Here is a 26,194-nt window from a genome sequence, read left to right on the forward strand (position 1 = left end):
CATGGTTCAGCTACGAGCATTTCTCCTCGCTTCGGCGGTTCTGGCGGTCTTCACCGCGCCGGTCATGGCCTGCGACGGTCTTCGCCTGGCCTCCGAGGCGCTGAACCGCGCCGACGAGGCCGGCACTAAGGTGGCGGCCGACCCCGTAAACATGAAGGGTTGCTCGGCGACCGAGATCGCGCTCACCCGGCGCATCGCGGCGCTCGCAACCTTCAACCGGGTTGCAGCGGCAGTGGGGCAAGGCGCGAAGCTTGAAACCTTCGAAGCGGAACTGACGGCCGCAAGCCGCGACGCCGGCGGCCCCTGGCAGATCCTCGATGCGCTCGGCGACATCAAGCGCGAGCGCAAGGATTACGACGCCGCGGCGACCTCCTATCAGCAGGCGCTGGAAGATGCGGCAAACGAGGAACTGACGCCCGATTGGATGGCGCCGGACAAGGCCTATATCGAACGGCTGGACCGCCTGGCTTCGGAAATGCGGCTCGCTGCAAGCAAGCCGGTAAAGCTCGCCGCGCGCGGCGCCTGCAAGTTCTCCTATCGCGGTGTCTCGATCCGGAAAAAGGCGACGCCGGTGCGCTACGTCTTCGGCACGGCCGAGTTTACGCCCGAAGGCCTCGAGTCGGCCAGGGACCTGTTCGAGTGCCTGAAGTCGGCAAAGCCGGCCGCGATCACCCTGATCGGTCACACCGATCCGGTAGGTACCCCCGAGGCGAACATGGCGCTCTCGCTCGCCCGTGCAAAAGCGTTGGCTCAATACCTCGTCGACGCCGGTTATCCCGGCACCTGGACAGTCGTCGGCAGGGGCGAGGACGAACCGTTCAAACCCGATGATCCGACCGCCTATAGCGAGGAGATGTTGCACCAGCTCGACCGGCGTGTGGATGTGGATGTGGGGAAATGACAGTGCTGTGCAGAACCCTGCTTGCGATGAGCTTGCTCGCATTGCCGGTGGCCTCGGCGATGGCCTCGACCTCGGCGCTGGTCGTCGGGGTGGACAAGTATCCGCACGAAGTAAGCCTCGATGGTGCCGTCCGCGATGCGCAAGACGTCACGCAGGCGCTGAAGGCGGCGGATGTCGCCCCGATCCGCCAATTCATCAACGAACAGGCGACCAAGGATGCAATCCGTGCGGCCTGGGGCGAGCTTGTGACGGCCGCTGAGCATGGTGATACGATCGTCTTCACCTATGCCGGGCACGGCGCGCAGATGCCGGAGCTGGTCGCCGGCAGTGAGGAGGACGGGCTCGACGAATTCCTGGAGCTGCCGGGCTTCGACCGGGCGCGTGCTGAGGAGACGGCGAGCGAAATCATCGTCGACAACGAGCTCAGCGCCTGGTTCGCGGAGGCGGAAACCAAGGGCATTCATGTCCTGTTCGTCTCCGACAGCTGTTATTCAGGCGGCATGAACCGCTCGATCTCCGGCAAGACGCGGCTGGCGCCGATGGTGCGCGCCAAGCTGCCGCCGCCATCCAAGGAGGCGCTGTCCGGCGCCAAGGTGAGGGACGTGGAGCTGTCGCAGGTGACGATCCTCGCCGCATCGCTCGAAAGCCAGCCGACCCCGGAAGTGGTTATCGGCGGCGAGCCCCGCGGCGCCCTGAGCTGGAGTTTTGCCCGTGCGTTGGAAGGCGCCGCCGATCGCGATGGCGACGGGCGGATTTCGCGGGTCGAACTCGAAGACTACGTGTTTTCCAACGTCAAGCTGCAGTCGGAAGCCCTGCAGGTGCCGAACTTCACGCCACAACTGGCGCGCTCCGATAAGGAGATCGTGCTGTCCCTGCCGCGCAGCGCCAAGGTCGGCGTGGCGCCAACAGTGAGCGGCACGAAACATGCACTGAAGTCGCCGCGCGAAACCGGATGGACGGGCAAGTTGCCATTGAGCGTCGTCGGTGACATGCCTGATCTTGCCAATATCGGTGGCGACGGCGTGCCCTACCGGTGGGAGGCGACATCCGGTGTCTTCTATACGCCGAACGGGGACGTCGCCGCGGAACATGTCGCGCCCAAAAGGCTCCAGGGCGTGGTCGACAAATTCATCCTGGTGGGTTTTCTGAAAGCACTTGCGGCGCAGAGCCCGGGAGCCGTTTCGCTGAAGCCCGTCAAGGACATCTACTTTGCCGGCGACCGCCTGAACGTCGAGGCGCCGCAGGGCGGCTATGCCAACATGCTGGTCTTCAACCTCGCCAACACAGGCGAAGCGCAACTGCTCGACGTGCAGATTGCCGGCAGCGAAAGCCATGCCTTCAAGCTGCGTGACCTGGAGGTGGTCAAGCCCTTCGGTGCGGACCATCTGGTCGTCATCGCGACCAATGCGCCTGTCGACGCGATCGCGGCCGCCTTTGCCAATTCGGACCTCGACGCAGCGGCCTTGCTGCGCTTGCTCGAAACGCGCCTGGAGGGGAGTGAGAGTACGATCGCAGTTCAACCGCTTTACACGAGAGGTCAGGGCCAATGAGCATGGGCGCCAGATCGCGAGTGCCGTTCTTTCACGCCCTTGCGTGTTTCATGCTGCTGGCTGCTCCTGCGGTCGCCGGAGATCGGGCTTTGCTGATCGGGGTCGGCAACTATCAGAACTTGCCGACCGAGTTTTCCCTGCCCGGACCGGCGAACGATCTGGTGGCGATGCAAAGGCTCCTCACGGAACGGCTCGGCTTCGACAGTGCCTCGATCCGCGTGCTGAAGGACGGGCAGGCGACCAGAGCTGAAATCCTGTCATCCATGAACGGCTGGCTTGTCGATGCGACGAAGCCCGGCGATCGCGTCTATCTCTATTTTTCAGGCCACGGCCTGCAGGTGAAGGATGCGGATGGCGACGAAGCGGATGGGCTGGATGAAGCGATCGCACCTGCCGACATTGCCGCCGGTGAAACGGACTGGCAAGGCGCTGTCCTCGACGACGAGATCGATGCGGTGCTGGAGCGCCTGAAGGGGCGCGCTGTGACGGTCGTGATCGACGCCTGTCACTCCGGCACGATCTCCCGGTCGCTGTCCGAGGACATCAAAAAGCCTATCGACGGCGCCCGCTTTCTCCCGCGTCCCGATGCCAAGCCGGTCGAGCAAGCGCTGACCCGCGGCCTTAGGATCGATCTTGCCCTAGTCGACAAGCCGAAGCTCGTCGATGCCGGGGTGACCGCCTGGAGTGCGGCGGCGCCCTATCAGGTCGCCTGGGACGATGTCCGGTTACCGACAGCGGATCGGCACGGGGTCTTCACCGCAGCCTTCGTCGCCGGCCAGACCGGCGACGCTGCCGATGGCAATGGCAACGGATTGACGAGCAACGCCGAGCTTCTTGGATATGTAAAGGCGCAATCTGCCTCCTACTGCGCCTTGCAGGACCAATGCGGCAATCTCGACCCGCAGTTGGAAGGCAGACCCGAGGCGCTCGGCGACAGCGCGATGGTGCCGGAAAAGCGCGATGCGGATGGCAGCGGGCAGGGCGGTAATCAGCACGCCAATGCACCGAATGCAGCGGTGCCGAGCTATCAGGCGGCCAACCCCATCGATGCCGTCGGTGATATCATCGGCAAGAGCGAAGCCGGCGATGTCACGCTCTCTATCGACAAGCCGACCACCATGAAGGCCGGCGAAGTCTTCAAACTGACGGTCAACAGCCACACGGCCGGCAATCTCCTGCTTTTCGATGTCAACAGCCAGGGCAAGGCAACACAGATTTTCCCGAACGAGTTCGCGCAAAAGATCACGACGTTGGCGCCGGACGTGCCGCTGACCTTGCCGGATGAATATTACGGTTTCGATTTCGAGGCCTCGGGCGAGGGCGACGGCATTTTCGTGGCGCTTGTCGTCAGCGATGCTGTCGACTTGAGCGATCTTGCGCCGATATCGCGGGGCCTCAAGGTGGAGGTCGATGCGCGCGAGACCTTGAGCGAGATCATCGCGCGGCTGCAGAAGAACTGGACCGAGGATCTCGACACGCGCGGAATCCATTGGTCAGTCGGCACCCTGCGCTATCGCGTCGAGTAGGATCGATAACGGACAGAACGAAAAAAAACCCGCCTCGATGAGGCGGGCTTCTTTTTGTGTCGTCTCGTCCGGTCCTAGTGCAGGATCTGGCTGAGGAACAGCTTGGTGCGCTCGTGCTGCGGATTGTCGAAGAACTCGGCCGGCGAGTTCTGCTCGACGATCTGGCCCTGGTCCATGAAGATCACGCGGTTGGCAACCTGGCGGGCGAAGCCCATTTCGTGGGTCACGCACAGCATGGTCATGCCTTCTTCGGCGAGCGACACCATGGTGTCGAGCACTTCCTTGACCATTTCCGGGTCGAGCGCCGAGGTCGGCTCATCGAACAGCAGGATCTTCGGCTTCATGCACAGCGAGCGGGCGATCGCCACGCGCTGCTGCTGACCACCGGAGAGCTGGCCCGGATACTTGTTGGCCTGCTCGGGGATCTTGACGCGCTTCAGGAAGTGCATCGCGATTTCTTCGGCCTGCTTCTTCGGCATCTTGCGCACCCAGATCGGCGCAAGCGTGCAGTTTTCGAGGATCGTCAGGTGCGGGAAGAGGTTGAAGTGCTGGAACACCATGCCGACTTCGCGGCGCACTTCGTCGATCTTCTTCAGATCGTTGGTGAGCTCGATGCCGTCGACGACGATCTTGCCCTTCTGGTGCTCTTCGAGGCGATTGATGCAGCGGATCATCGTCGACTTGCCGGAGCCCGACGGGCCGGCAATGACGATGCGCTCGCCCTTCATAACCTTCAGGTTGATGTCACGAAGGACGTGGAAGTCCCCGTACCACTTGTTCATTCCAGTGATTTCGACTGCGACATCCGTTGCGGAAACAGTCATTTTGGAAGCAGTGGCTGCGTTTGCCATGCGATCCTCCCCTCATTTTATCGTTTATGGGCCGTGTCGAGCACGCGTTCCATGAAACCTGAATAGCGCGACATACCAAAGCAGAAAAGCCAGAATATGAAGCCAGCGAAAATTAGCCCTGAGATCGGCGTCACCGAAGAGGCCCAGTTGGCGTCCGTGAAGTTGAAGCGGACGATGCCGAGCAGGTCGAACATGCCGATGATCGACACCAGTGACGTGTCCTTGAAGAGGCCGATGAAGGTGTTGACGATGCCCGGAATCACGAGCTTCAGCGCCTGTGGCAGCACGATGAGGTTCATCTTCTGCCAGAAGCTGAGACCGAGGGAATCCGCGCCCTCATACTGCCCCTTCGGGATAGCCTGGAGGCCGCCGCGCACCACTTCGGCCATGTAGGCCGAGGCGAAGAACGACACGCCGATCAGTGCACGCAGGAACTTGTCGAAGGTGACGCCCTGCGGCAGGAACAGTGGCAGCATGACGCTCGCCATGAAGAGCACGGTGATCAGAGGGATGCCGCGCACCAGTTCGATGAAGGCGGTGCAGAGCATCTTGATCACAGGCATATGCGATCGCCGCCCCAGTGCCAGAAGAATGCCGAGTGGCAACGACACGGCAATGCCGACGAACGAAAGGATGAGCGTCACCATCAGACCGCCCCAGAGCGGCGTCTCGACGTAGGTCAGTCCGAACCAGCCGCCGGGAAGCAGGATCAAGGAAATGATCGGCAGCACGGCGAAGAGCAGGATGGCGTTGATGCCCTTGAAGGGAGCCTTCGGGATCAACATCGGAATGAGGAAAAGCACGAAGAGGATGCCGACCAGCGTCGGTCTCCAACGCTCATCGAGCGGGTAGCGGCCGTAGGCGAATTGGTCGAGTTTCGCGTTGACGAAGGCCCAGCACGCACCGCTCCAGCCATCCGGCTGCGAGCCTCCTTGAGCAACCGTGGCGCAAACGCCACGGCCGCCGCCGGTCCAGGCGGCGTCGATGAAGAGCCACTGGATGGCCGGAGGCACGAGCCACGCAAGCGCAAGCAGGCTGACGATGGTGAGCACCGCATCCTTTGGCGTCGCGAACAGGTTTTCGCGCAGCCAATGGACGATGCCACCTTCGGCGACCGGCGGGGCGGACCCTTCGATCATCGAGGTACGAACAAAAGTTGCCTGGTGTGTGTTCATGATCTTATCTCTCCACCAGGGCCATGCGGGCATTGAACCAGTTCATGAACAGCGACGTCGCAAGGCTCAGCGACAGGTAGACGACGATCCAGATCGTGACGATCTCGATCGATTGTCCTGTCTGGTTGAGGATGGTGCCACCGACGGCGACAAGATCCGCGTAACCGATCGCAACGGCGAGCGACGAGTTCTTGGTAAGGTTCAAATACTGGCTGGTGAGCGGCGGAATGATGATCCGGAGCGCTTGCGGAACCACCACCAGTCGTGTCGTCAGGCCGGGGCGTACACCGAGCGCGTGCGCGGCTTCCGTCTGCCCCTTGGATACGCCGCGGATGCCGGCACGCACGATCTCGGCTATGAAGGCGGCCGTGTAGAACGAGAGCGCCAGGAACAGCGACAGGAATTCCGGTCCGATGACCGAGCCGCCGGTGAGGTTGAATTTGCCGGCGACGGGGACGTCGAAGGTGATCGGCGATCCCGTGGCAAGGAAGACCAGCAACGGCAGACCGATGATCAGGCCGAGAGACGCCCAAAGAACCGGGAAACGCTGTCCGGTGGCCTCCTGCTTCTTGCGCGCATAGCGTGCCAGGAGGAAGCTGGCGACGATCGCGAGGACAAAGGCTAGAACCGTGTACAGCGAACCGTCGCCAAAGATCGGCTTGGGAAAGGCAAGGCCGCGGTTGTTGAGGAACATGTTGAGCGGCAGTGCTGCCGATTCACGCGGCTGCGGCAGGATCGCCAGGACGCCGCTGTACCAGAAGAAGATGACCAGCAGCGGCGGGATGTTGCGGAAGATCTCGACATAGGCGAGCGACAGCTTGGCGATCAGCCAGTTGTGCGACAGGCGGCCGATCCCGACTCCAAAGCCGATGATGGTGGCGGTAAAAATACCGCAGACGGCGACCAGCAATGTGTTGAGCAGGCCGACGACAAGTGCGCGCTGATACGTGGAATCGCTGGTATAGGCGATCAGCGACTGCCCGACGTCAAAACCGGCGCGTCCATTGAGGAAGCCGTAACCGGAAGCGATGTTCGCCCGTTTGAGATTCTCGATCGTGTTGTCGGCCACCCAATAGACGAAGGCCCCGAGTAGGACGACGGTAATAACCTGATAAAAGATGCCGCGGACCTGCGGGTCGTTGATGATCGACCCCGAAGGTTTCGATTTCTCAGGCGTAGTTGTGACGCCAATCGCCATGCAATGCCTCTTTCCCCTTTTCACCCTTTTGGGTGTTTTTATCGTTGGGATGGGGAAGCGGTTGTCCGCTTCCCCGGTATTTTCGGTTCGCTTTAGCGGACCGGCGGAGCGTACTGGATGCCGCCCTTGTTCCACAGCGCGTTGAGGCCGCGCTCGATCTTGAGCGGGCTGCCGGCGCCGATGTTGCGGTCGAAGACTTCGCCGTAGTTCCCGACGGCCTTGATCACGTTCACGGCCCATTCGTTGGTGAGGCCGAGGTCGGTGCCGATCTTCGAGTCAGCTTCGACGCCGAGGAAGCGCTGAACGTCCGGGTTGGTGGACTTCTTCATTTCTTCGACGTTGGCCTGGGTGACGCCGAACTCTTCAGCCTGGATCAGCGCATAGTGAACCCAGCTGACGATATCGAACCACTGGTCGTCACCCTGGCGCACGGCCGGGCCGAGCGGCTCCTTCGAGATGATTTCCGGCAGGATCATGTGATCGTCTGGCTTCGACAGCGTCAGACGCAGCGAATAAAGGCCGGACTGGTCGGTCGTGTAGACGTCGCAACGGCCGGCGTCATAGGCGGCGTTGACTTCTTCAAGCTTTTCGAAAACGACCGGATTGTACTGCAGGTTGTTCGACTTGAAGTAGTCGGCGAGGTTGAGCTCGGTGGTGGTGCCCGTCTGCACGCAGACAGCGGCGCCCGAAAGCTCCAGCGCGGATTTGACGTTCAGGCCCTTGCGAACCATGAAGCCTTGGCCGTCATAGTAGTTGACCGGGCGGAAGTTGAAGCCGAGCGCGGTGTCGCGGTTGATCGTCCAGGTGGTGTTACGGGCAAGCACGTCGACTTCGCCCGACTGCAGCGCCGGGAAGCGTTCCTTGGCGGAGGTCGGGGTGTACTTCACCTTGCTGCCATCCGCGAAGATCGCGGCGGCGATTGCCTTGCAGTAGTCTACGTCGAATCCGCTCCAGTTGCCCGAAGCATCCGGCGCTGCGAAGCCGGCGAGACCGGTGTTCACGCCGCACTGGACAAAGCCCTTGGCTTTGACGTCATCAAGAGTAGCGCCCGAAGCCGCCTGTGTGCCAATCCCCATGACAGCAGCGCCAACGAGAGCTGTCAGAATTCTTTTTGCCATTTTTAGAACCTTTTTCTGTTGTCGTTAGTTCCAGTCTGCACCGTCGCGTCTCCTAGCGCGGTGAGCCTCCGCCACCCTCCTGGCGCGAGTGTCGGCTATCTCATGCTCAATTTCCATGAGGGTCAAGAGAGGCCGCCGATTTTCTGGTTTTGCATGTGAAAAACTCGAAACAAGCCAGAAAGTTAGGCAGATCTTGGGGGTGTGAAGCACGCTCTGGCGGAGAATTCGCCAGAAGTGGCCTCGCGACGGTCAAAACGACGCTTCATGATTTTTGCCACTTGACCGCGATTGTGGCTCGTTCGAAGAGTTTTGCATTCGAAATCTAGAAGCGGAATGAGCAATGGCAGACAGTGGCAATGTGAACGGCAAGGCAGGCATCAACACGCGTCTCGCCCATGGCGGCAACAACCCCTCCGATTACTTCGGCTTCGTCAATCCGCCGGTCGTGCACGCCTCCACGGTGCTGTTCCCGAACGCCAAGACCATGGAGACGCGGGCGCAGAAGTACACCTACGGCACGCGCGGAACGCCGACCACGGACGCGCTCTGCGACGCGATCAACGAACTCGAAGGGTCCGCCGGAACGATCCTCGTGCCTTCGGGGCTGGCGGCGGTCACGGTGCCGTTCCTCGCCTATCTCTCGGCCGGCGACCACGCCTTGATCGTCGATTCGGTCTACTTCCCGACGCGCCATTTCTGCGACACGATGCTGAAGCGACTTGGCGTCACGGTCGAATACTACGATCCGATGATCGGCGCTGCGATCGAGAGCCTGATCCGCCCGAACACGCGCCTGGTACACACCGAAGCACCGGGATCGAACACCTTCGAAATGCAGGACATCCGCGCGATCGCCGATGCCGCCCATCGCCATGGCTGCATCGTCACCATGGACAATACCTGGGCGACGCCCGTTTACTTCAAGCCGCTCGACCATGGCGTCGATGTGTCGATCCATGCGGCGACCAAATATCCGTCCGGCCATTCGGACGTGCTCTTCGGTACCGTTTCGGCCAATGCCGAGCACTGGCCGGCCCTGACAGAGGCCATGGTGACGCTCGGCGTCTGCGTCTCGCCCGATGACAGCTACCAGATCCTGCGTGGCCTTCGCACCATGGGCATCCGTCTCGAGCGGCACCAGGAAAGCGCCCTGACGCTGGCGAAATGGCTGGAAACACGCGAGGAAGTCGCTCGCGTGCTGCATCCGGCGCTGCCGAGCTTCCCCGGCCACGAGCTCTGGAAGCGCGATTTCACCGGCGCGAGCGGCATCTTTTCCTTCGTGCTGAAGGCGGAGAGCCCTGACCGCTTCAAGGCCAAGGCGCACGCCTTCCTCGATGCGCTGAGATTGTTCGGGCTCGGCTATTCCTGGGGCGGTTTCGAAAGCCTGGCACTCCATGTCGGTCTCGGAGATCGCAAGGTGGCGCTGGCGCCGACCGAAGGTCCGGTTCTGCGCCTGCAGATCGGCCTTGAGGACGTGCCGGATATCCGGCGCGACATCGAAGCGGGCCTGGCTGCGGCAAACGCCGTTTGACGAAGGCAATGACGGACGCCGCGGTCATCCGCGGCGTTCTGCTTTTCTGGACTAGATCTTGCGCGCCGGCAGTTTATCGAACGGATCGCGGTGAATGGCCGTCGCTTCTCAGTGCTCCGGCGCCCCGTAGCCGTAGAGCCAGTCGAGGTCGGCTGCAAGCGCGTCGGGCCCCTTGAGCTTCAACACCATGTCGCGGCCGATACGCACCGGCCCGCGGGCGTGATAGGCGAAATGGTTGAAGGCCGCACGGCGGCGGACGCGCGCGATGCGTGGCCTGCGAAGCGCCTCGAATTTCCGCAAGGAATCCGCGACGCTGAGGTTTTCAGACAGGCAAGCCGCAAGCGCGGATGCGTCCTCGATGGCCATGGCCGCACCTTGCGCCGCAAAGGGCGTCATCGCATGGGCCGCGTCGCCGATCAGCACTGTTTTTTGACCATCATGCCAGGCGCCGTCGTCGACGGTGCAGAGCGGCCAGTAGGTGGGCGCCACGGCCTTATCGAGAAGCGAGCGGATGCCTGGGCTCCAATCGGAAAAGGCGCTGAGGAAATCCTGGCGCCGCGCGTCCGAATCCTTGCCGACCCAGATCGCGTCGGTCTCCTTGCCCTCGATGATGGCGACGAGATTGAAACCGCCGACTTCCCGCAGAGGATAGGCAACGAGGTGGGCGCGCGGGCCGAGGAAGGCGGTGACCTCACCGCGCTTGAGCACGCCCGCGGCAACGTCGCCTGCAAGCGTCATGCGCCAGGCGATATTGCCCGAGAACCGGACACGGCCGGCAGCGGGCACAGTCTCGCGCAGCCGCGACCAGATGCCGTCGGCGCCGATGACGACGTCCGGCATGCGCCCTGTCACTGCCGCGATCGCCTGGTCCCCGGGCTTGTCGATCTGGCATCCGAGGTGGAGACGGCAGCGCGGTTCGGATTGAACAGCCTGAAACAGGATTCTCTGAAGGCTGGCGCGGTGGAGAACGGCATAGGGCGCATGCCAGCGGCGGCGCGCGAAGGTCCCGGCCGGTACGCTGGCAAGCGCGCGCAGAGAGCGGCCGTCAACGAGCCCGATGCGCTCGGGCTCCGTCCATACGCTCTCAAGCTGCGTCAGCAGGCCGAGCTCGATGAGGATGCGGGAGGCGTTCGGTGAGAGCTGCAGGCCGGCTCCGACCTCGGTCAGTGCCGTCGCCCGCTCGATGATATCGACGTCGAAGCCGCGCCGGGCAAGGCATAGGGCAGCCGTGAGGCCGCCGATGCCGGCGCCGATGATCGCGACGGGGCGCGACATCGGCGCTTATCAGGCGGCTTTATGGGCGAAGAGGCAGCCGGGGGGATTGGTTTCGGTCGCCTTCAGCTTCGGATTGTAGCGATAGAGCGTAGAGCAGTAGGAGCAGACCTTCTCGTTGTCGTCACCCATGTCGATGAAGATGTGCGGGTGATCGTAGGGAATGGATGCGCCGGTGCACATGAATTCCTTGACGCCGATTTCGATTGCCTGATGTCCGCCGTCGTTCTGGAAATGCGGGATGCTGTGGCCGGCCATGTCATGCTCCGATGAATGCAAGTCTGAAGGTCAAATTTGGCGGCACCATAGTCAGCTTTGCCGGAAATGTGTAGCGGCAAAGCTGCCGCAGTTGTGGTTTTTGCCGGTGCGGGGTTTCGCCCGCCAAGGCGACGAACTAGGTTGCGCCGGATCGATATGCCCGAGGATGAATAGATGGATCTCACCCCGCCGCCGTTTTCCCGTTTCAATCATGACGGTCTGGAGATCGCCTTCTTCGACGAGGGCGACCCGTCCGGCGCGCCCGTTCTGCTCATTCACGGCTTTGCATCCAGCGCCAACGTCAACTGGGTTTTCCCGGGCTGGCTGAAGACGCTGGGTGACGCCGGCTACCGCGTCATCGCGCTCGACAACCGAGGTCATGGCAAGAGCAGCAAGCCCTACGACCCGGAACTCTACCACCCTCAGCAGATGGCGGGTGACGCCGCCGCATTGCTTGGGCATCTCGGGATCGCCGAGGCCCATGTCATGGGCTATTCGATGGGCGCTCGCATCTCGGCCTTCCTGGCGCTCGCGCATCCCGACCGCGTGCGCTCGCTGGTCTTCGGCGGCCTCGGCATCGGCATGGTGTCGGGGGTAGGGGATTGGGATCCGATTGCCGACGCTCTGGTGGCGCCGTCGCTTGACGACGTGACCCATGCGCGCGGGCGCATGTTCCGCGCCTTTGCCGACCAGACCAAGAGCGACCGGCAGGCGCTTGCGGCATGTATCTCGACCTCGCGGGATCTGCTGACGGCACAGGATATGGCGCGCATCGAGCAGCCGACGCTGATTGGCGTCGGGACGACCGATGACATCGCCGGATCGGCGCAGGAACTGGCAGCGCTGATGCCGCGTGCGCGTGCGCTCGACATTCCGGGCCGCGACCATATGCTCGCCGTCGGCGACCGGGTTTTCAAGAAAGCGGTGCTCGAATTTCTGGCAGAGATCGATCGCATCTAGCGTATCGTCATTGCCGCCAGTCGCCATTTAAGTCACGCCTGATTTCCCCTATAGTGGTGGCAGGCACGGACAAGGAAGGAGAGCGACGATGGTCGCCAAGACCGAACTTCGCCAGGCAGAAGCGCTGCAAGTGATGGACCCGATCTGGAACAGCCTGCGCGAAGAAGCCAGGATTGCCGCCGAGCAAGACCCAATGCTCGCGGCCTTCCTCTATTCCACCGTGGTCAATCAGCACTCTCTCGAAGAAAGCGTGATCTACCGCATCTGCGAAAGGCTGGATCACCCGGATCTGCAGGCGAACCTTTTGCGCCAGACCTTCTCGGAGATGCTGGAGGACTGGCCGGAATGGGGCACCATTCTGCGTGTCGACATCCAGGCCGTCTACGACCGCGACCCCGCCTGCACCCGCTTCATCGAGCCGGTGCTCTATTTCAAGGGCTTCCATGCGATCCAGACGCATCGCCTGGCGCATTGGCTATTGAAGCGCGGCCGCAAGGATTTCGCCTTCTACCTGCAGAGCCGGGCGTCGAGCGTCTTCCAGACGGACATCAACCCCGCCGCCCGCATCGGCCGCGGCATTTTCCTTGATCATGCCACCGGCCTTGTCGTCGGCGAGACCGCGGTCATTGGTGACAACGTCTCGATCCTGCACGGCGTGACGCTCGGCGGCACGGGCAAGGAAGGCAGCGATCGCCACCCGAAGATCGCCGACGGTGTGCTGATTGGCGCCGGCGCCAAGATCCTCGGCAATATCCATATCGGACACTGCTCGCGCGTCGCTGCGGGTTCGGTCGTGCTGAAACCGGTGCCGCCGAAGTCGACGGTCGCCGGCGTACCGGCAAAGGTCGTGGGCGAGGCCGGCTGTTCCGAGCCGTCGCGCCAGATGGACCAGATCCTTGCCAGCTTCGATATCTGACATGCGGGAACCGGTGTGTAGCCTCTTTCGAGGGGTTTACACCCGCCGATGCAGCGTGCGAGAAGCGCCGCACAGTTTAAACGGCTACGGAGACGTGTTTTGAAGCCCGAAGAAATCCGCAAGCTTGAAGCCTACTTCAAGCGCACCTTCAATCAGCAGATGGTCGTCAAGGCTCGCCCGAAGAAGGACGAGTCCGCTGAAGTCTATCTCGGTGACGAGTTCCTCGGTGTGGTCTTCCGCGATGAGGAAGACGGCGAGCTTTCCTACAACTTCTCCATGGCGATCCTCGACATCGACCTCTAAGTCGCGACGCCGGACGCTTTCAGTATAAACCCCGAAAATCCATGGGATTTTCGGGGTTTATTGTTTTGTGCGGGATGTTGATGTCTTGCTGGGCAATTGCTCGCTAGTGCTTATCTTGCGGCTGTAGCGAGCGCGGCAAGAAATTTCATGCCGAACCGCGATATTTCATCAAGTTGTTGCATCTGTTGTATTTTATTGCATCGCACACTCGTGTTGACTTTTTGTGCAGTGCACATAAACTGAAGCCTCCAGATCAGGCCGTCACCAAGGAGACACCGGATGTTCAACTTCGACGATGCAAACAAGAAGAGCAAGGAAGCCATTGACGTGGCTGTAAAGAGCTATTCCGCTTGGACCAAGGGTCTCCAGGCTATCGCGACCGAAGCTGCCGACTTTTCGAAGAAGTCCTTCGAGGACAGCGTCGCGCATGTCGAAAAGCTGACCAGCGTCAAGAGCGTCGAGGCTGCTTTCGAACTGCAAACCAACTTCGTGAAGTCGAGCTACGAAGGCTTTGTCGCCGAAGCAACGAAGATCGGCGAAATGTATGCCGACCTCGCCAAGGACGCCTACAAGCCCTACGAAGCGCCAGTTGCCAAGGCAACGGCAGCAGTCAAGGCCGCCGCTGCAGCAGCCTGATCACCGGCTAAAACAATTTCTCAATAAAAAGGCCGGTCGCAGCGCTTGCGACCGGCCTTTTTGTTTTTCGCATAAGCTGTGCGCAGCCCAAAGAAAGTTGATCAATCTTGCCGGTCAACGTGCGATTATGATTGCAGTGTGTTGGTTCGGTCTTAAAATCTGAAAACGAACCATTAGATAAAGGGCAAGCAGGCTGCGGCCGAGTTCGATGGGTCGCTACTGTACAAGGAACTGACAAGAATGATCGCCATGCCGGTCCGGATGCAGCAAGGTAGCGATGATGAGGGGAACGGCAACAACCGCAGCACGTCCGTCATCACGCGTACCAAGCCGAAGACCAAAAAGCCGAGTTTGTATCGCGTTCTGCTTTTGAATGACGATTACACGCCGATGGAATTTGTCATCCATATTCTGGAGCGCTTCTTTCAAAAGAACCCGGAAGAGGCGACCCGCATCATGCTCCACGTCCACAATCACGGTGTGGGAGAGTGCGGCGTCTTCACCTATGAGGTCGCCGAAACCAAGGTGACGCAGGTGATGGACTTCGCCCGGCAGCATCAGCATCCGTTGCAATGCGTCATGGAAAAGAAATGAGGAACTAACGTGCCAACATTTTCGCCCAGCCTCGAAAAGGCGCTGCACCAGGCACTGACTTTTGCCAACGAGCGCCACCACGAATACGCTACGCTCGAGCATCTGCTTCTGGCATTGATCGACGATGCCGACGCGGCGGCCGTGATGGGCGCCTGCAACGTCAATCTTGAGACGCTGCGCAAGACCGTAACCGATTATGTCGACAACGAACTGTCGAACCTGGTGACCGGCTACGACGAAGATTCCAAGCCGACGGCCGGGTTCCAGCGCGTGATCCAGCGGGCGGTGATCCACGTGCAATCGTCCGGCCGCGAGGAAGTGACCGGCGCCAACGTGCTGGTCGCGATCTTCGCCGAGCGCGAAAGTCACGCAGCCTATTTCCTGCAGGAGCAGGAGATGACCCGCTACGACGCGGTCAACTTCATTTCGCACGGCATCGGCAAGCGGCCTGGCAGCTCCGAGTCCCGTCCTGTGCGCGGCTCTGACGATCATGAGAGCGAGCAGAAGCCCGCGCGCGACAACGAGGAGGCCAGCGCCAAGAAGCAGCAGGACGCGCTGACCGCCTATTGCGTCAACCTCAATGAGAAGGCGAAGTCCGGCAAGATCGACCCGCTGATCGGCCGTCACGCCGAGGTGAACCGCACCATCCAGGTGCTGTGCCGCCGCTCGAAGAACAATCCGCTCTATGTCGGGGACCCCGGCGTCGGCAAGACGGCGATCGCCGAAGGCCTTGCCAAGCGGATCATCGAAAAGAAGGTGCCGGAAGCGTTGCAGGATGCGACGATCTTCTCGCTCGACATGGGCACGCTTCTTGCCGGCACGCGCTACCGTGGCGATTTCGAAGAACGGCTGAAGCAGGTCGTCAAGGAGCTCGAGGACTATCCGGGCGCCGTGCTCTTCATCGACGAGATCCATACGGTCATCGGCGCCGGAGCTACGTCCGGCGGCGCGATGGATGCATCCAACCTTCTGAAGCCGGCGCTTTCCTCCGGCGCGATCCGCTGCATCGGTTCGACCACCTACAAGGAATACCGCCAGTTCTTCGAGAAGGATCGGGCGCTGGTCCGCCGTTTCCAGAAGATCGACGTGAACGAGCCGACGATTGCCGACGCGATCGAGATCATGAAGGGGCTGAAGCCTTATTACGAGGAATATCATCACCTGAAATACTCGAACGAGGCGATCAAGGCCGCGGTCGAGCTTTCGGCCCGCTACATCAACGACCGCAAGCTGCCGGACAAGGCGATCGACGTGATCGATGAATCCGGTGCCGCACAGATGCTGCTGCCAGCCAGCAAGCGCCGCAAGCTGATCACCGAGAAGGAGATCGAGGCGACGATCGCGACGATGGCGCGCATCCCGCCGAAGACCGTCTCCAAGGACGACGAGGCCGTGCTTGCCAATCTCGAGAGAGAGCTGCGCTCGGTCGTCTACGGCCAGGACCTGGCGATCGAGGCGCTCGCTTCGTCGATCAAGCTGGCGCGTGCCGGCCTGCGCGAACCGAACAAGCCGATCGGCTGCTACGTCTTCTCCGGCCCGACCGGCGTCGGCAAGACGGAAGTCGCCAAGCAGCTTGCGACCTCGCTCGGCGTCGAGCTCCTGCGCTTCGATATGTCGGAATACATGGAGCGGCATACGGTTTCCCGCCTGCTCGGTGCACCTCCCGGCTATGTCGGCTTCGACCAGGGCGGCCTTTTGACCGATGGCGTCGACCAGCATCCGCATTGCGTGCTGCTGCTCGACGAGATCGAGAAGGCGCATCCGGACCTGTTCAACATCCTATTGCAGGTCATGGACCATGGCTCGCTGACGGATCACAACGGCAAGAAGATCGACTTCCGCAACGTCATCCTGATCATGACGACCAATGCCGGCGCATCGGAAATGGCCCGGGCCGCCATCGGCTTCGGTTCTTCCAAGCGTACGGGCGAAGACGAAGAGGCGCTGAACCGCCTGTTTACGCCGGAATTCCGCAACCGTCTGGATGCGGTCATTCCGTTTGCTTCGCTGCCGACACCGGTTATCCACCAGGTGGTTCAGAAGTTCGTCATGCAGCTTGAAACCCAGCTTGCCGAGCGCAACGTCACCTTCGACCTCGCGCCGGAGGCGATCGCCTGGCTTGCCGAAAAGGGCTACGACGAGAAGATGGGCGCGCGACCGCTGTCGCGTGTCATCCAGGAAAACATCAAGAAGCCGCTCGCCGATGAAATCCTCTTCGGCAAGCTGAAGAAGGGCGGCGTCGTCAAGGTGACGATCGGCACGAAGGCCGATGGCACCAAGGGCCTGCTGCTCGATGCCGTTCCTGAGACGACGCCAATCAAGCCGAAGGCGGAAGTATCCCGCCCGGCGATGAAGGCCGCCAAGCCGAAAAAGGCCGAGGACAAGGAAGAGGTGGGCGCCGAGCCTGCGCCGAAGTCCAAGCCGAAGAAGGCTGCCGCCAAGGCGTCAACGGATGACGAGGCCGGGGCGGGCGACGCGGCTCCCAGAAAGGGCCGCACGGTGCCGAAGGTGCCGCGCAAGAAGTAGCCCTCCGCAAGACACGTTCGACGGTGCTGGATGCAAACCATCCGGCACCGTTTTTCTTTAAAAACGAAATGAGAAGAGCCTGCGTGGTTTTTCGTCCGCGTGCCGGTCTGATAGCCTATATTCGGTCATGCTGATCCCGGACGATTCGATCCGGGGTGGTCGTATTCGAGTTGAAAACAATCCGGAATCGCCGATGAAGAGAGAAGAAGACGAGCAATCTTCGCTCGCCTGGTTCGGGAAAGGCATGCGCGGCATTTTCAGTCTGCCGGCCTTCATTCTGATGTTGTCCTTTGTCGGCTTCTGTTCGCTGACGGCTCAGGCCGGCATCCCGGTCGAGCAGGTGGTCTTCATGGTCGGCATGGTCTGGGCGCTTCCGGCCAAGGTCATTCTCGTCAGTTCGATGATGAGCGGAGCCGGGCTCGCGACCGCGTTCCTCGCGGTCTCGCTGTCGTCCGTCCGGCTGATGCCGATGGTCACCGCGCTGATACCGGAGCTGCGCGGGTCGCGCACGCCGACTTGGCTTCTGCTCTTCCTGTCGCATTTCGTCGCGATCACCGCCTGGGTGTTCGCGATGGAGAAGGTGCCGCACGTGCCGCGCGAGCGGCGCGTCGCCTTTTTCGCGGGCTTCGGCATCACGCTGGTGGCGGCAAACATGCTGCTCGTCGCTGTCGTCTACCACTTCGTCGCCGATTTCCCGCCGATCGTTGCCGGCTGCCTTTTCTTCCTGACGCCGGTCTACTTTCTCGCCTCGATCTGGCATTCGGCGCGCCATCCCGTCGTCTATGTGGCGTTGCTCTTCGGTCTTGCAGGCGGGCCGCTGTTCTACTGGCTGTTTCCGGAATTCGACATCCTGCTCGCCGGCCTCGTCGGCGGCACGCTTGCCTGGCTCATCGAGCGCCTCTGGCGCCGCCGCAAGGAGGTGGGAGCATGACCTGGCAGGATGGTTGGTGGGCCTATGTCTTCATCGCGATTGCCGGCTGGCTGGCGACCGACATCTGGCGCTGGTTGGGCGTCATCACAGGCAACAGGCTGCGCGATGATTCCGAGGCGCTGAACTGGGTGAGGGCGGTTGCCACCGCGCTGGTCGCAGCGGTCATCGCAAAGCTTATCCTCTATCCGACCGGCGTACTCGAACAATCTCCGCTCTGGCTGCGCGCAGGTGCCGTCGCGCTCGGGGCGGCCGCCTTCTTCCTGTTCGGAAGAAAGCCGGCGATCGGGATCGCGTCAGCGATTGCCGCGTTGGCGCTGGGCCTGTGGTGGTTGGGTTTTTAGGCCGGGTGAGGTGCTTTCACCTGACCGTCGGTTAAAGAGCCGGCGCGTCGCCGGCTCCCTGGCTCCTGCGCGGATAGTATGAGCGCGATCAGAGCGCCTGCCGAACCTTTTCGGCATTGGCAGCCAGAACGGCGCCGTCTTCCATCGTGCCGGAATGCGGCTTCAGCGGCACGCCTGCTTGCCGCGGAATGACGTGGAAGTGCAGGTGGAAGACCGATTGTCCGGCCGGTGCTTCGTTGAACTGCATGATCGTCACACCATCGGCGTCGAAAGCTTCCTTGGCGGCAACGGCCAGCTTCTGCACGGTGGCAATCAGCGCCGGCAGCGTTGCTGCATCGGCGTCGAGCAGGTTGCGCGAAGGGGATTTCGGCACCACGAGCAGATGGCCTTCTGCCTGCGGCATGACATCCATGAAGGCGATCGTCGCGTCGTCCTCGTAGACGCGGTGCGAGGGAATTTCGCCGCGCAGGATCTTGGCGAAAATGTTGTTGTCGTCGTAGCTCATTGTTCTTCCTCGTGTAATGAAGCCGGCCTTCACGAAAAGGGGGTCAGTCGTCCTGCCGTTCACCCTTTCGGAAAGGTCCGTGCTCGGCAAGAAACTCGCCCGTTTCCTCCACATCCCTGCGCTCGCGCTGAAGATAGTCTCCGACGGCGCGGGCAAGTCCCGGATGTGTGATGAAATGGGCGGAATGGGTGGTGACGGGCATGTAGCCGCGCGCAAGCTTGTGTTCGCCCTGGGCGCCAGCCTCGACCCGTTTCAGCCCCTTGGCGATCGCGAAATCGATCGCCTGGTGATAGCAGACTTCGAAATGCAGGAACGGGTGATCCTCGATGCAGCCCCAGTGGCGACCGTAGAGCGCATCGCCGCCGATGAAGTTGATCGCGCCGGCGATGTAGCGGCCGTTGCGGCGTGCCATCACCAGCAGGATATCGTCGGCCATGCGCTCGCCAATGAGCGAATAGAACGCGCGCGTCAGATAGGGGCGGCCCCATTTGCGTCCGCCGGTGTCCATGTAGAAGGCGAAGAACTCGTCCCAGATCGATTCCGTCAGGTCGCTGCCGGTCAGCCAGTCGATCGAAATGCCGTTTTCGAGCGCAGCCCTGCGCTCCTTCTTCAGCGCCTTGCGTTTGCGTGAGGCAAGGGTCTCCAAAAAATCGGCGTGGGAGCCATAGCCTTCATTGGTGAAGTGGAACTGCTGGTCTGTGCGGTGCAGGAACCCGGCGCGCTCAAGCGCAGGGATCTCGGCTTCGGGCACGAAAGTCACATGTGCCGAAGAGACATCGTGTCTGCGGGCAAGCTCTTTCAGGTCCGCGGCAAGCGCATCCTGAACGGCGTTAGTATTTTCGTCCGGTGCCGAAAGCAGCCGTGGTCCGGTCGCAGGCGTGAAGGGGATGGAACTTTGCAGTTTCGGATAGTAGCGACCGCCGGCGCGCTCGAAGGCGTCTGCCCAGCCGTGGTCGAAAACGTATTCGCCCTGGCTGTGGCTCTTCAGGTAGCAGACGAGGCCGCCGCGCAATTGCCCGTCGCCGCCTTCAAGCAACAGATGCTGGCCGAGCCAGCCGGTCTTGGCCGTCGCCGACCCGGACTCTTCGAGCGCCGAGAGATAGGCATGCGAGAGGAAGGGATTGTAGACGCCGCCAGGAAACGCCTTCGATGCACCGGACAGCACATTCCAGCGTGCCGCTGGTATATCGGTGAAGGATTGCGCGATGCGGAGGGTGACGGCGTCTGACATTACTTTAGGAAACCAGGGCCTCCCGCGGGTCGAAACCCTCGAAGGTCATCTGATCCGCATGGGCAAACGTGTAGGCTTCGGCCTGCCGGTCGCGCACGGTCCAGGTGATGATCGTCTTGCCGAGCGTCCGTTCCTTGGTGATGAACGAGTTCGGCAGGTGGCCGTAGTGGTAGGAGATGAAATCGAGCCCGAGCTGCATCGCTTCCTCATGCACGAAGAAGGTCTCCGGATTGGCACCTTCCGCGGTGAGGCCCAGCGGGTAGGGCGCGTCGAGCGCCTTCAGGTCCTTGAGCAGCCAGTGATCGAAGCTCATCAGCGCAACGTGGCCCTTGTAGCCTTCGAGCGTTTCGAGCACGGCGGCGGCAAAGCCCTCGTCGTCGCCCTTGCGGCCCTTGAGCTCGATGACGAGCGGCACCTTGCCGGCAACCAGGCGCAGCATCTGCGTCAACGTCGGCACCTTGTCCTTCGTGCCGCCGATCGCCATCAGGCCGAGTTCGCCGGCGGTGCGCGCGCGAACGTCGCCCTTGATCCCGCACAGTCGCTCGGTATCGTCATCGTGGAAGACGACCGGAATGCTGTCGGCGGTATACTGCAGATCGCATTCGATCGCGAAACCGGCGTCGACGGCGCGGGAGAAGGCCGAAAGCGTATTCTCCCACACCTGCTTGTTCATGTCGTGATAGCCGCGATGGGCAATCGGTTGGGCCTTCAGCCAGGAAATATCAGCCATGCCGGGCACTCTGTCAGGCGATTTCGATGACGGCGTCGATCTCGACGGCGGCATTGAAGGGAAGGGAAGCCATGCCGACGGCGGCACGCGCGTGCTTGCCGGCTTCACCGAGCACGGTCGCAAGCAGATTGGATGCGCCGTTGATGACCAGATGCTGCTCGACGAATTCCGGTGTCGAGGCGACGAAGCCGTTGATCTTCACCAGGCGTCGGATGCGACCGAGATCGCCGCCGAGTGCTGCCTTGGCCTGGGCGAGGATGTTGATCGAGCAGAGTTCGGCGGCGCGCTGTGCACGGGCCACGTCCACATCCTTGCCGACGATGCCGGTCACAGCGACCTTGCCGTCTTCCATCGGAAGCTGTCCAGAGATGTAGAGCATCGAGCCGCTGATGACGTAGGGCACGTAGTTTGCAACCGGGGTCGCAGCCTGGGGAAGTGTGACGCCGAGGTCCTTGAGGCGCGCTTCGATCTCTGCCGACATGGAAAGCTCCATTGTTGTCTTTTGTGTTAAAATCCTGCATTCAGGCCGGATCGCGGCGGGCACCGGCTTTTTCCTGCGAACGCCGCCTCGCTTCTGCCGAACGCTTGTTTATAGCATTGCCGGCGAGTCCAACAGGAGGAAACGGATGTTTCATAAAGGCTTCGGTCTCGTCACTTTGGGCAGCGCCTGTTTCGCCGTCATGACAGTATCGGGCGCCACGGCGGCACACGCAAACGCCCTTGTGCCGCACCGCGCCGTCTATGATCTTGAACTCAAGGATGCATCGGATCGTTCGGGCATTTCCGGAATGTATGGTCGCATGGTCTACGAGTTCAATGGCTCGGCCTGCGCGGGCTATACCGTCAGCTTCCGTTTCGTCACCCAGGTCGATACCGGCGAGGAAGTGCGCCTGACCGATCAGCAGACGACCACCTATGAAGATCTAAAGAATGGCAATTTCCGCTTCCTGACCCGCTCTTTCACCGATGAGAAGCTGGACAAGGAAGTGCGCGGTACGGCGCATGAGGAAAAAGCGGGCGTTAAGGTCGAGCTGACTGCGCCGGACAAGCGCGAAATCGAGCTTGCGGCGAGCCGGTTTCCGACGGCGCACATGATGGAGGTGATCTCGCGAGCGAAGAAAGGCGAGAGCCTCTTTGAGGCGCGCATCTTCGACGGCTCCGATTCGGGTGACAAGACCTTGATCACCTCGACCTTCGTCGGCAAATCGCGCAAACCCACGGCGGACGAGCCGGATGCCGGCAAGGCGGGCAAGCTCAGCGGTGACAATTACTGGCCGGTGACGATCTCCTATTTCAACGATGACAAGAGCGGCGACGCGCTGCCGATCTACCGTATGTCGTTCAAGCTCTACGAGAACGGAATCACCCGCGACCTGACGATGGACTACGGCGATTTCGTCCTGAGCGGCAAGCTTGCGGACCTCGAAGTGTTCAAATCCGAGGACTGCAAATAGCCGATTGCGGTAAAAAGCGGCGTTTGCGGCTTGATTTCTCGGGCGGTTGCCGTTAAGGGGCTGCCCATTCCACACGTGAAGCTTGGGATGTTCCGGGAGAAATCCGGATCGTTCCGCCGGTGGGCCGGTCGAAAGACATGCTCGACGCTTCGCGGAGGTTCAACCGGAAAAGGAGAAAAGGCATGGCATTGCCTGATTTTAGCATGCGTCAGCTTCTGGAAGCTGGCGTTCACTTCGGCCACCAGACGCACCGCTGGAACCCGAAGATGAAGCCGTACATTTTCGGCGATCGCAACAACGTTCACATCATCGACCTCGCACAGACCGTGCCGATGCTGTCGCGCGCCCTGCAGATCGTCAGCGACACCGTTGCCAACGGCGGCCGCGTTCTGTTCGTCGGCACCAAGCGCCAGGCGTCCGAAATCATCGCTGACGCTGCGAAGCGTTCGGCCCAGTACTACGTCAACGCTCGCTGGCTCGGCGGCATGATGACCAACTGGAAGACGATTTCGAACTCGATCCAGCGCCTGCGCAAGCTCGACGAAATCCTCTCTTCGGAAGCTTCGGGCTTCACCAAGAAGGAACGCCTGAACCTCGAGCGCGAACGCGAAAAGCTGAACCGCGCTCTCGGCGGTATCCGCGACATGGGCGGCACGCCGGACCTGATGTTCATCATCGACACCAACAAGGAATCGATCGCGATCGACGAAGCCAAGCGCCTCGGCATCCCGGTTGTCGCAGTCATCGACTCGAACTGCGATCCGGACCAGATCGACTATCCGATCCCGGGCAACGACGACGCTTCGCGCGCCATCGCTCTCTACTGCGACCTCATTGCACGCGCTGCCATCGACGGCATCGCACGTCAGCAGGGCGCATCGGGCCGTGACCTCGGCGCATCTGCCGAAGCTCCGGTCGAGCCGGCGCTCGACGAGGCCTCCGACGCCTGATCGGGCCTTGGCGGCAGGTAAGCCTGCCGCCCCCAATGAAATGTCGGGACAAGGCCGTTTGTGATGAAAATCTGAACGGCCTTGTTCTTTTCAGCCGGGGATGGCGCTGATCCGTTCGGATCTTTGGAGCCGAGCAACCCCGTGATGGTTCAGTCATCACGGTGTCACATTGAAAAGCCATTCCCTGCCACACCTCCTGGTACCGCGCCCTCAAGGGCAGCGCGCCAACCAAACAGACAAAGAGGCAATAAGATGAGTGTAACTGCAGCAATGGTGAAGGAACTGCGCGAAAAGACCGGCGCAGGCATGATGGACTGCAAGAAGGCGCTCGCCGAAACCAACGGCGACATGGAAGCTGCGATCGACTGGCTGCGCGCCAAGGGCATCGCCAAGGCCGACAAGAAGTCGGGCCGCACGGCTGCTGAAGGCCTCATCGGTATTGTCAGCGGTGGCGTCAAGGCTGTCGTCGTCGAAATCAACTCCGAGACCGATTTCGTTGCCCGCAACGAAGCCTTCCAGGAACTCGTCCGCGGCGTTGCCAATGTAGCGCTGACCACCGACGGCTCGGTTGAAGCCATCGCGGCTGCAAACTACCCGGCAACCGGCAAGTCGGTCGACGAGACCATCAAGGACGCGATCGCCACCATCGGCGAGAACATGACGCTTCGCCGCGCAGCCCTGCTCAAGGTCGAAGACGGTGTTGTTGCCACCTACATCCACAACGCTGCCGGCGACGGCATCGGCAAGCTCGGTGTTCTCGTCGCCCTGAAGTCGATCGGCGACAAGGAAGTTCTCTTCTCGGTTGGCCGTCAGATCGCCATGCACATTGCTGCCACCAACCCGCTGGCGATCCGTGCGGACGAAGTCGACGCCGCTGTTGCCGAGCGCGAACGCAACGTCTTCATCGAACAGTCGCGCGCTTCGGGCAAGCCGGACAACATCATCGAAAAGATGGTCGAAGGCCGCATGCGCAAGTTCTTCGAAGAAGTCGCTCTGCTGTCGCAGGCCTTCGTCATGAACCCGGAAATCACCGTCGGTCAGGCCGTCAAGGACGCTGAAAAGCTCGCTGGCGCACCGATCGAAGTCACCGGCATGGCTCGCCTGCTGCTCGGCGAAGGTGTCGAGAAGGAAGAGTCCGACTTCGCTGCAGAAGTTGCAGCCGTCGCCAAGGGTTGATTTCTTCACCCATATTGGGAAAACCTTGGGGCATCGCGTGACAACGCGATGCCCTTCGTGTATCCGGCTTCGTCAATGCGCTGGACCCGCCGGAAAATACGCCGCTGCGGTTGAAACCATGGTGCGCAATGTGTCCTTATGCGCTGTGCGCCGCCATCGTGCGCACGCGCGCCGATCTGTTCAGGAGCGATGATGCCGGCCGAGCCACTCTACAAACGCGTTCTACTCAAAGCCTCCGGTGAAGCTCTCATGGGCAGCCAGGGCTTCGGTATCGATGTGGCGGTCGCTGACCGCATCGCCGCAGATATCGCCGAAGCGCGCGCCATGGGCGTCGAAGTGGGCGTGGTTGTCGGCGGCGGCAACATCTTCCGCGGCGTGGCCGTCGCTTCCAAGGGCGGCGACCGGGTAACCGGCGACCACATGGGCATGCTGGCAACCGTCATCAACGCGCTGGCGCTCGCAACGTCGCTGCGCAAGCTCGACATCGATACGGTCGTGCTTTCGGCAATCGCGATGCCGGAAATCTGCGAGAGCTTCTCGCAGCGCGCAACGCTCTACCATCTTTCCCTCGGCCGCGTCGTGATCTTCGCCGGCGGCACGGGCAATCCCTTCTTCACGACCGACTCTGCCGCCGCCCTTCGCGCCGCCGAAATGGGCGCGCAGGCGATCTTCAAGGGCACCCAGGTCGATGGCATCTATTCCGCCGACCCGAAGAAGGATCCGGACGCGACCCGCTTCGACCGCCTGACGCACAGCGAAGTCCTCGAGAAGGGGCTTGCCGTCATGGATGTTGCCGCCGTCGCGCTTGCACGCGAAAATGCCATTCCGATCGTTGTCTTCTCCATTCATGAGAAGGGTGGCTTTGCGGAAATATTGACCGGCGGCGGTCGCGCGACCATCGTCACAGACAATTAAAAAGCTGCAGAACGGCCCTCGGGCCGGCGAATGATAGAACGGGAGTTTCGACCATGAGTGAAGGTGTTGACCTGAAGGAACTGAAGCGTCGCATGGATGGCGCCATTTCCGCATTCAAGAGCGATATCGCGTCGCTCCGTACCGGCCGCGCGTCGGCGAACGTTCTCGATCCGGTGACCGTCGAAGCCTATGGCTCACGCGTGCCGCTCAACCAGGTGGCGAACATCACGGTTCCCGAGCCGCGCATGCTGTCCGTCTCGGTCTGGGACAAGCAGATGGTCGGCGCTGTGGATCGCGGCATTCGCGAATCGAACCTCGGCCTCAATCCGATCATCGACGGCCAGAACCTGCGCATTCCGCTGCCGGAACTCAACGAAGAGCGCCGCAAGTCGCTCGTCAAAGTGGCACATGACTACGCCGAAAAGGCGAAGGTCGCCGTGCGCCACGTGCGCCGTGACGGCATGGACGACCTGAAAAAAGCCGAAAAGGATGGCGACATCGGTCAGGATATCAGCCGTTCTCAGTCCGAGCGCGTGCAAAAGATGACCGACGAAACGATTTCCGATATCGACCGCTTGCTCGTCGAGAAGGAAAAGGAAATCATGCAGGTCTGATCTGCTCTGCTCGTGATCTGAGTCTCCTTTCG

Annotated in this window: 27 protein-coding genes; 17 read left to right on the top strand and 10 right to left on the bottom strand. The window is 61.5% G+C overall.

Annotated elements, in window-relative coordinates; translation table 11 throughout:
* Window position 1 precedes the first annotated feature (1 nt).
* From IB279_RS07985 to IB279_RS07995, 3 genes are all read left to right on the top strand, one after another.
* The gene (locus tag IB279_RS07985) at window positions 2–901 is read left to right on the top strand and encodes an OmpA family protein (RefSeq protein ID WP_113187824.1); all 900 of its coding nucleotides are present in this window, start codon (window positions 2–4) and stop codon (window positions 899–901) included.
* The gene (locus IB279_RS07990) at window positions 898–2,451 is read left to right on the top strand and encodes a caspase family protein (RefSeq protein ID WP_113187823.1); all 1,554 of its coding nucleotides are present in this window, start codon (window positions 898–900) and stop codon (window positions 2,449–2,451) included. The genes IB279_RS07985 and IB279_RS07990 overlap by 4 nt, the downstream gene beginning before the upstream one ends.
* A gap of 89 nt (window positions 2,452–2,540) precedes the next feature.
* Entirely contained in the window at window positions 2,541–3,977 is a 1,437-nt protein-coding gene (locus tag IB279_RS07995; protein ID WP_162741173.1) for a caspase family protein, read from the top strand.
* Window positions 3,978–4,051: 74 nt separating this feature from the next.
* Here the strand turns inward: IB279_RS07995 and IB279_RS08000 are convergent, their stop codons facing one another.
* The 4 genes from IB279_RS08000 to IB279_RS08015 form a co-directional block, all read right to left on the bottom strand.
* Complete coding sequence (locus IB279_RS08000; RefSeq protein ID WP_064816988.1) at window positions 4,052–4,828, bottom strand: amino acid ABC transporter ATP-binding protein; 777 nt, start codon at window positions 4,826–4,828, stop codon at window positions 4,052–4,054.
* A 17-nt stretch (window positions 4,829–4,845) separates the two neighbouring features.
* Window positions 4,846–6,003 carry an amino acid ABC transporter permease gene (locus tag IB279_RS08005; protein ID WP_034796753.1) on the bottom strand — a complete coding sequence of 386 codons (1,158 nt, stop codon included), beginning with the start codon at window positions 6,001–6,003 and terminating at the stop codon, window positions 4,846–4,848.
* Between the two features lie 4 nt (window positions 6,004–6,007).
* Window positions 6,008–7,201: an amino acid ABC transporter permease gene (locus IB279_RS08010; RefSeq protein ID WP_113189489.1), complete on the bottom strand. Its 1,194-nt coding sequence runs from the start codon at window positions 7,199–7,201 to the stop codon at window positions 6,008–6,010.
* Between the two features lie 92 nt (window positions 7,202–7,293).
* A complete protein-coding gene (locus IB279_RS08015; protein WP_034796750.1) occupies window positions 7,294–8,319 on the bottom strand; it encodes an amino acid ABC transporter substrate-binding protein in 1,026 nt (341 codons plus the stop codon).
* A gap of 340 nt (window positions 8,320–8,659) precedes the next feature.
* Between IB279_RS08015 and IB279_RS08020 the strand changes: the two genes are divergently transcribed.
* A complete protein-coding gene (locus tag IB279_RS08020) occupies window positions 8,660–9,850 on the top strand; it encodes a cystathionine beta-lyase (protein ID WP_113189488.1) in 1,191 nt (396 codons plus the stop codon).
* A gap of 108 nt (window positions 9,851–9,958) precedes the next feature.
* On the opposite strand, the gene IB279_RS08025 is transcribed toward IB279_RS08020, so the two are convergent.
* Together IB279_RS08025 and IB279_RS08030 are read right to left on the bottom strand one after the other, a co-directional pair.
* Window positions 9,959–11,125, bottom strand: coding sequence for an FAD-dependent oxidoreductase (locus IB279_RS08025; protein ID WP_113189487.1), 1,167 nt, complete (start codon window positions 11,123–11,125; stop codon window positions 9,959–9,961).
* Between the two features lie 9 nt (window positions 11,126–11,134).
* Window positions 11,135–11,380, bottom strand: a complete 246-nt coding sequence (locus IB279_RS08030) for a zinc-finger domain-containing protein (protein WP_057255736.1) — start codon at window positions 11,378–11,380, stop codon at window positions 11,135–11,137.
* Between the two features lie 174 nt (window positions 11,381–11,554).
* Here IB279_RS08030 and IB279_RS08035 point away from each other — a divergent pair, with 174 nt between their 5' ends.
* The 8 genes from IB279_RS08035 (at window position 11,555) to IB279_RS08070 (ending at window position 18,587) form a co-directional block, all read left to right on the top strand.
* On the top strand, window positions 11,555–12,340 hold the full coding sequence (locus IB279_RS08035) for an alpha/beta fold hydrolase (RefSeq protein ID WP_034796743.1): 786 nt from the start codon (window positions 11,555–11,557) through the stop codon (window positions 12,338–12,340).
* A gap of 88 nt (window positions 12,341–12,428) precedes the next feature.
* The gene (gene cysE / locus IB279_RS08040; RefSeq protein WP_034796741.1) at window positions 12,429–13,256 is read left to right on the top strand and encodes a serine O-acetyltransferase; all 828 of its coding nucleotides are present in this window, start codon (window positions 12,429–12,431) and stop codon (window positions 13,254–13,256) included.
* 99 nt (window positions 13,257–13,355) lie between these two features.
* Window positions 13,356–13,559 carry a DUF3126 family protein gene (locus IB279_RS08045; protein ID WP_034796738.1) on the top strand — a complete coding sequence of 68 codons (204 nt, stop codon included), beginning with the start codon at window positions 13,356–13,358 and terminating at the stop codon, window positions 13,557–13,559.
* A 279-nt stretch (window positions 13,560–13,838) separates the two neighbouring features.
* Window positions 13,839–14,195 (top strand): phasin family protein, encoded by a 357-nt coding sequence (locus tag IB279_RS08050; RefSeq protein WP_034796735.1) that lies wholly within the window; start codon window positions 13,839–13,841, stop codon window positions 14,193–14,195.
* 240 nt (window positions 14,196–14,435) lie between these two features.
* Window positions 14,436–14,789, top strand: coding sequence for an ATP-dependent Clp protease adapter ClpS (gene clpS / locus IB279_RS08055; protein ID WP_043622145.1), 354 nt, complete (start codon window positions 14,436–14,438; stop codon window positions 14,787–14,789).
* Between the two features lie 9 nt (window positions 14,790–14,798).
* Window positions 14,799–17,315, top strand: a complete 2,517-nt coding sequence (clpA, locus tag IB279_RS08060; RefSeq protein WP_034796722.1) for an ATP-dependent Clp protease ATP-binding subunit ClpA — start codon at window positions 14,799–14,801, stop codon at window positions 17,313–17,315.
* Window positions 17,316–17,508: 193 nt separating this feature from the next.
* Entirely contained in the window at window positions 17,509–18,246 is a 738-nt protein-coding gene (locus tag IB279_RS08065) for an AzlC family ABC transporter permease (protein WP_113189492.1), read from the top strand.
* Window positions 18,243–18,587 carry an AzlD domain-containing protein gene (locus IB279_RS08070; protein WP_034796719.1) on the top strand — a complete coding sequence of 115 codons (345 nt, stop codon included), beginning with the start codon at window positions 18,243–18,245 and terminating at the stop codon, window positions 18,585–18,587. Before IB279_RS08065 ends, IB279_RS08070 begins: the two co-directional genes overlap by 4 nt.
* Before the next feature lie 88 nt (window positions 18,588–18,675).
* Here IB279_RS08070 and IB279_RS08075 read toward each other — a convergent pair whose 3' ends face one another.
* Genes IB279_RS08075 through IB279_RS08090 form a run of 4 tightly spaced genes read right to left on the bottom strand, consistent with a single transcriptional unit; the run spans window position 18,676 to window position 21,534 of the window.
* On the bottom strand, window positions 18,676–19,092 hold the full coding sequence (locus tag IB279_RS08075) for an HIT family protein (protein ID WP_034796718.1): 417 nt from the start codon (window positions 19,090–19,092) through the stop codon (window positions 18,676–18,678).
* A gap of 43 nt (window positions 19,093–19,135) precedes the next feature.
* Complete coding sequence (locus IB279_RS08080; RefSeq protein ID WP_113189486.1) at window positions 19,136–20,323, bottom strand: GNAT family N-acetyltransferase; 1,188 nt, start codon at window positions 20,321–20,323, stop codon at window positions 19,136–19,138.
* Between the two features lie 4 nt (window positions 20,324–20,327).
* On the bottom strand, window positions 20,328–21,053 hold the full coding sequence (locus tag IB279_RS08085) for a glycerophosphodiester phosphodiesterase (protein WP_060585298.1): 726 nt from the start codon (window positions 21,051–21,053) through the stop codon (window positions 20,328–20,330).
* Window positions 21,054–21,066: 13 nt separating this feature from the next.
* Window positions 21,067–21,534, bottom strand: a complete 468-nt coding sequence (locus IB279_RS08090; protein WP_043622203.1) for a RidA family protein — start codon at window positions 21,532–21,534, stop codon at window positions 21,067–21,069.
* Between the two features lie 145 nt (window positions 21,535–21,679).
* Between IB279_RS08090 and IB279_RS08095 the strand changes: the two genes are divergently transcribed.
* The 5 genes from IB279_RS08095 to frr all read left to right on the top strand — a co-directional run bounded on the left by IB279_RS08095 (window position 21,680) and on the right by frr (window position 26,162).
* Window positions 21,680–22,507, top strand: coding sequence for a cell envelope integrity EipB family protein (locus tag IB279_RS08095; protein WP_113189485.1), 828 nt, complete (start codon window positions 21,680–21,682; stop codon window positions 22,505–22,507).
* 182 nt (window positions 22,508–22,689) lie between these two features.
* A complete protein-coding gene (gene rpsB / locus IB279_RS08100; RefSeq protein ID WP_034796710.1) occupies window positions 22,690–23,457 on the top strand; it encodes a 30S ribosomal protein S2 in 768 nt (255 codons plus the stop codon).
* A 252-nt stretch (window positions 23,458–23,709) separates the two neighbouring features.
* Window positions 23,710–24,633: a translation elongation factor Ts gene (gene tsf / locus IB279_RS08105; protein ID WP_034796708.1), complete on the top strand. Its 924-nt coding sequence runs from the start codon at window positions 23,710–23,712 to the stop codon at window positions 24,631–24,633.
* 192 nt (window positions 24,634–24,825) lie between these two features.
* On the top strand, window positions 24,826–25,548 hold the full coding sequence (pyrH, locus tag IB279_RS08110) for a UMP kinase (protein WP_034796706.1): 723 nt from the start codon (window positions 24,826–24,828) through the stop codon (window positions 25,546–25,548).
* Between the two features lie 53 nt (window positions 25,549–25,601).
* The gene (frr, locus tag IB279_RS08115; protein ID WP_034796704.1) at window positions 25,602–26,162 is read left to right on the top strand and encodes a ribosome recycling factor; all 561 of its coding nucleotides are present in this window, start codon (window positions 25,602–25,604) and stop codon (window positions 26,160–26,162) included.
* The last annotated feature ends 32 nt before the right edge of the window (window positions 26,163–26,194 follow it).

Source organism: Ensifer sp. ENS06, assembly GCF_014852205.1.
GTDB classification, from domain to species: Bacteria; Pseudomonadota; Alphaproteobacteria; order Rhizobiales; family Rhizobiaceae; genus Ensifer; species Ensifer adhaerens.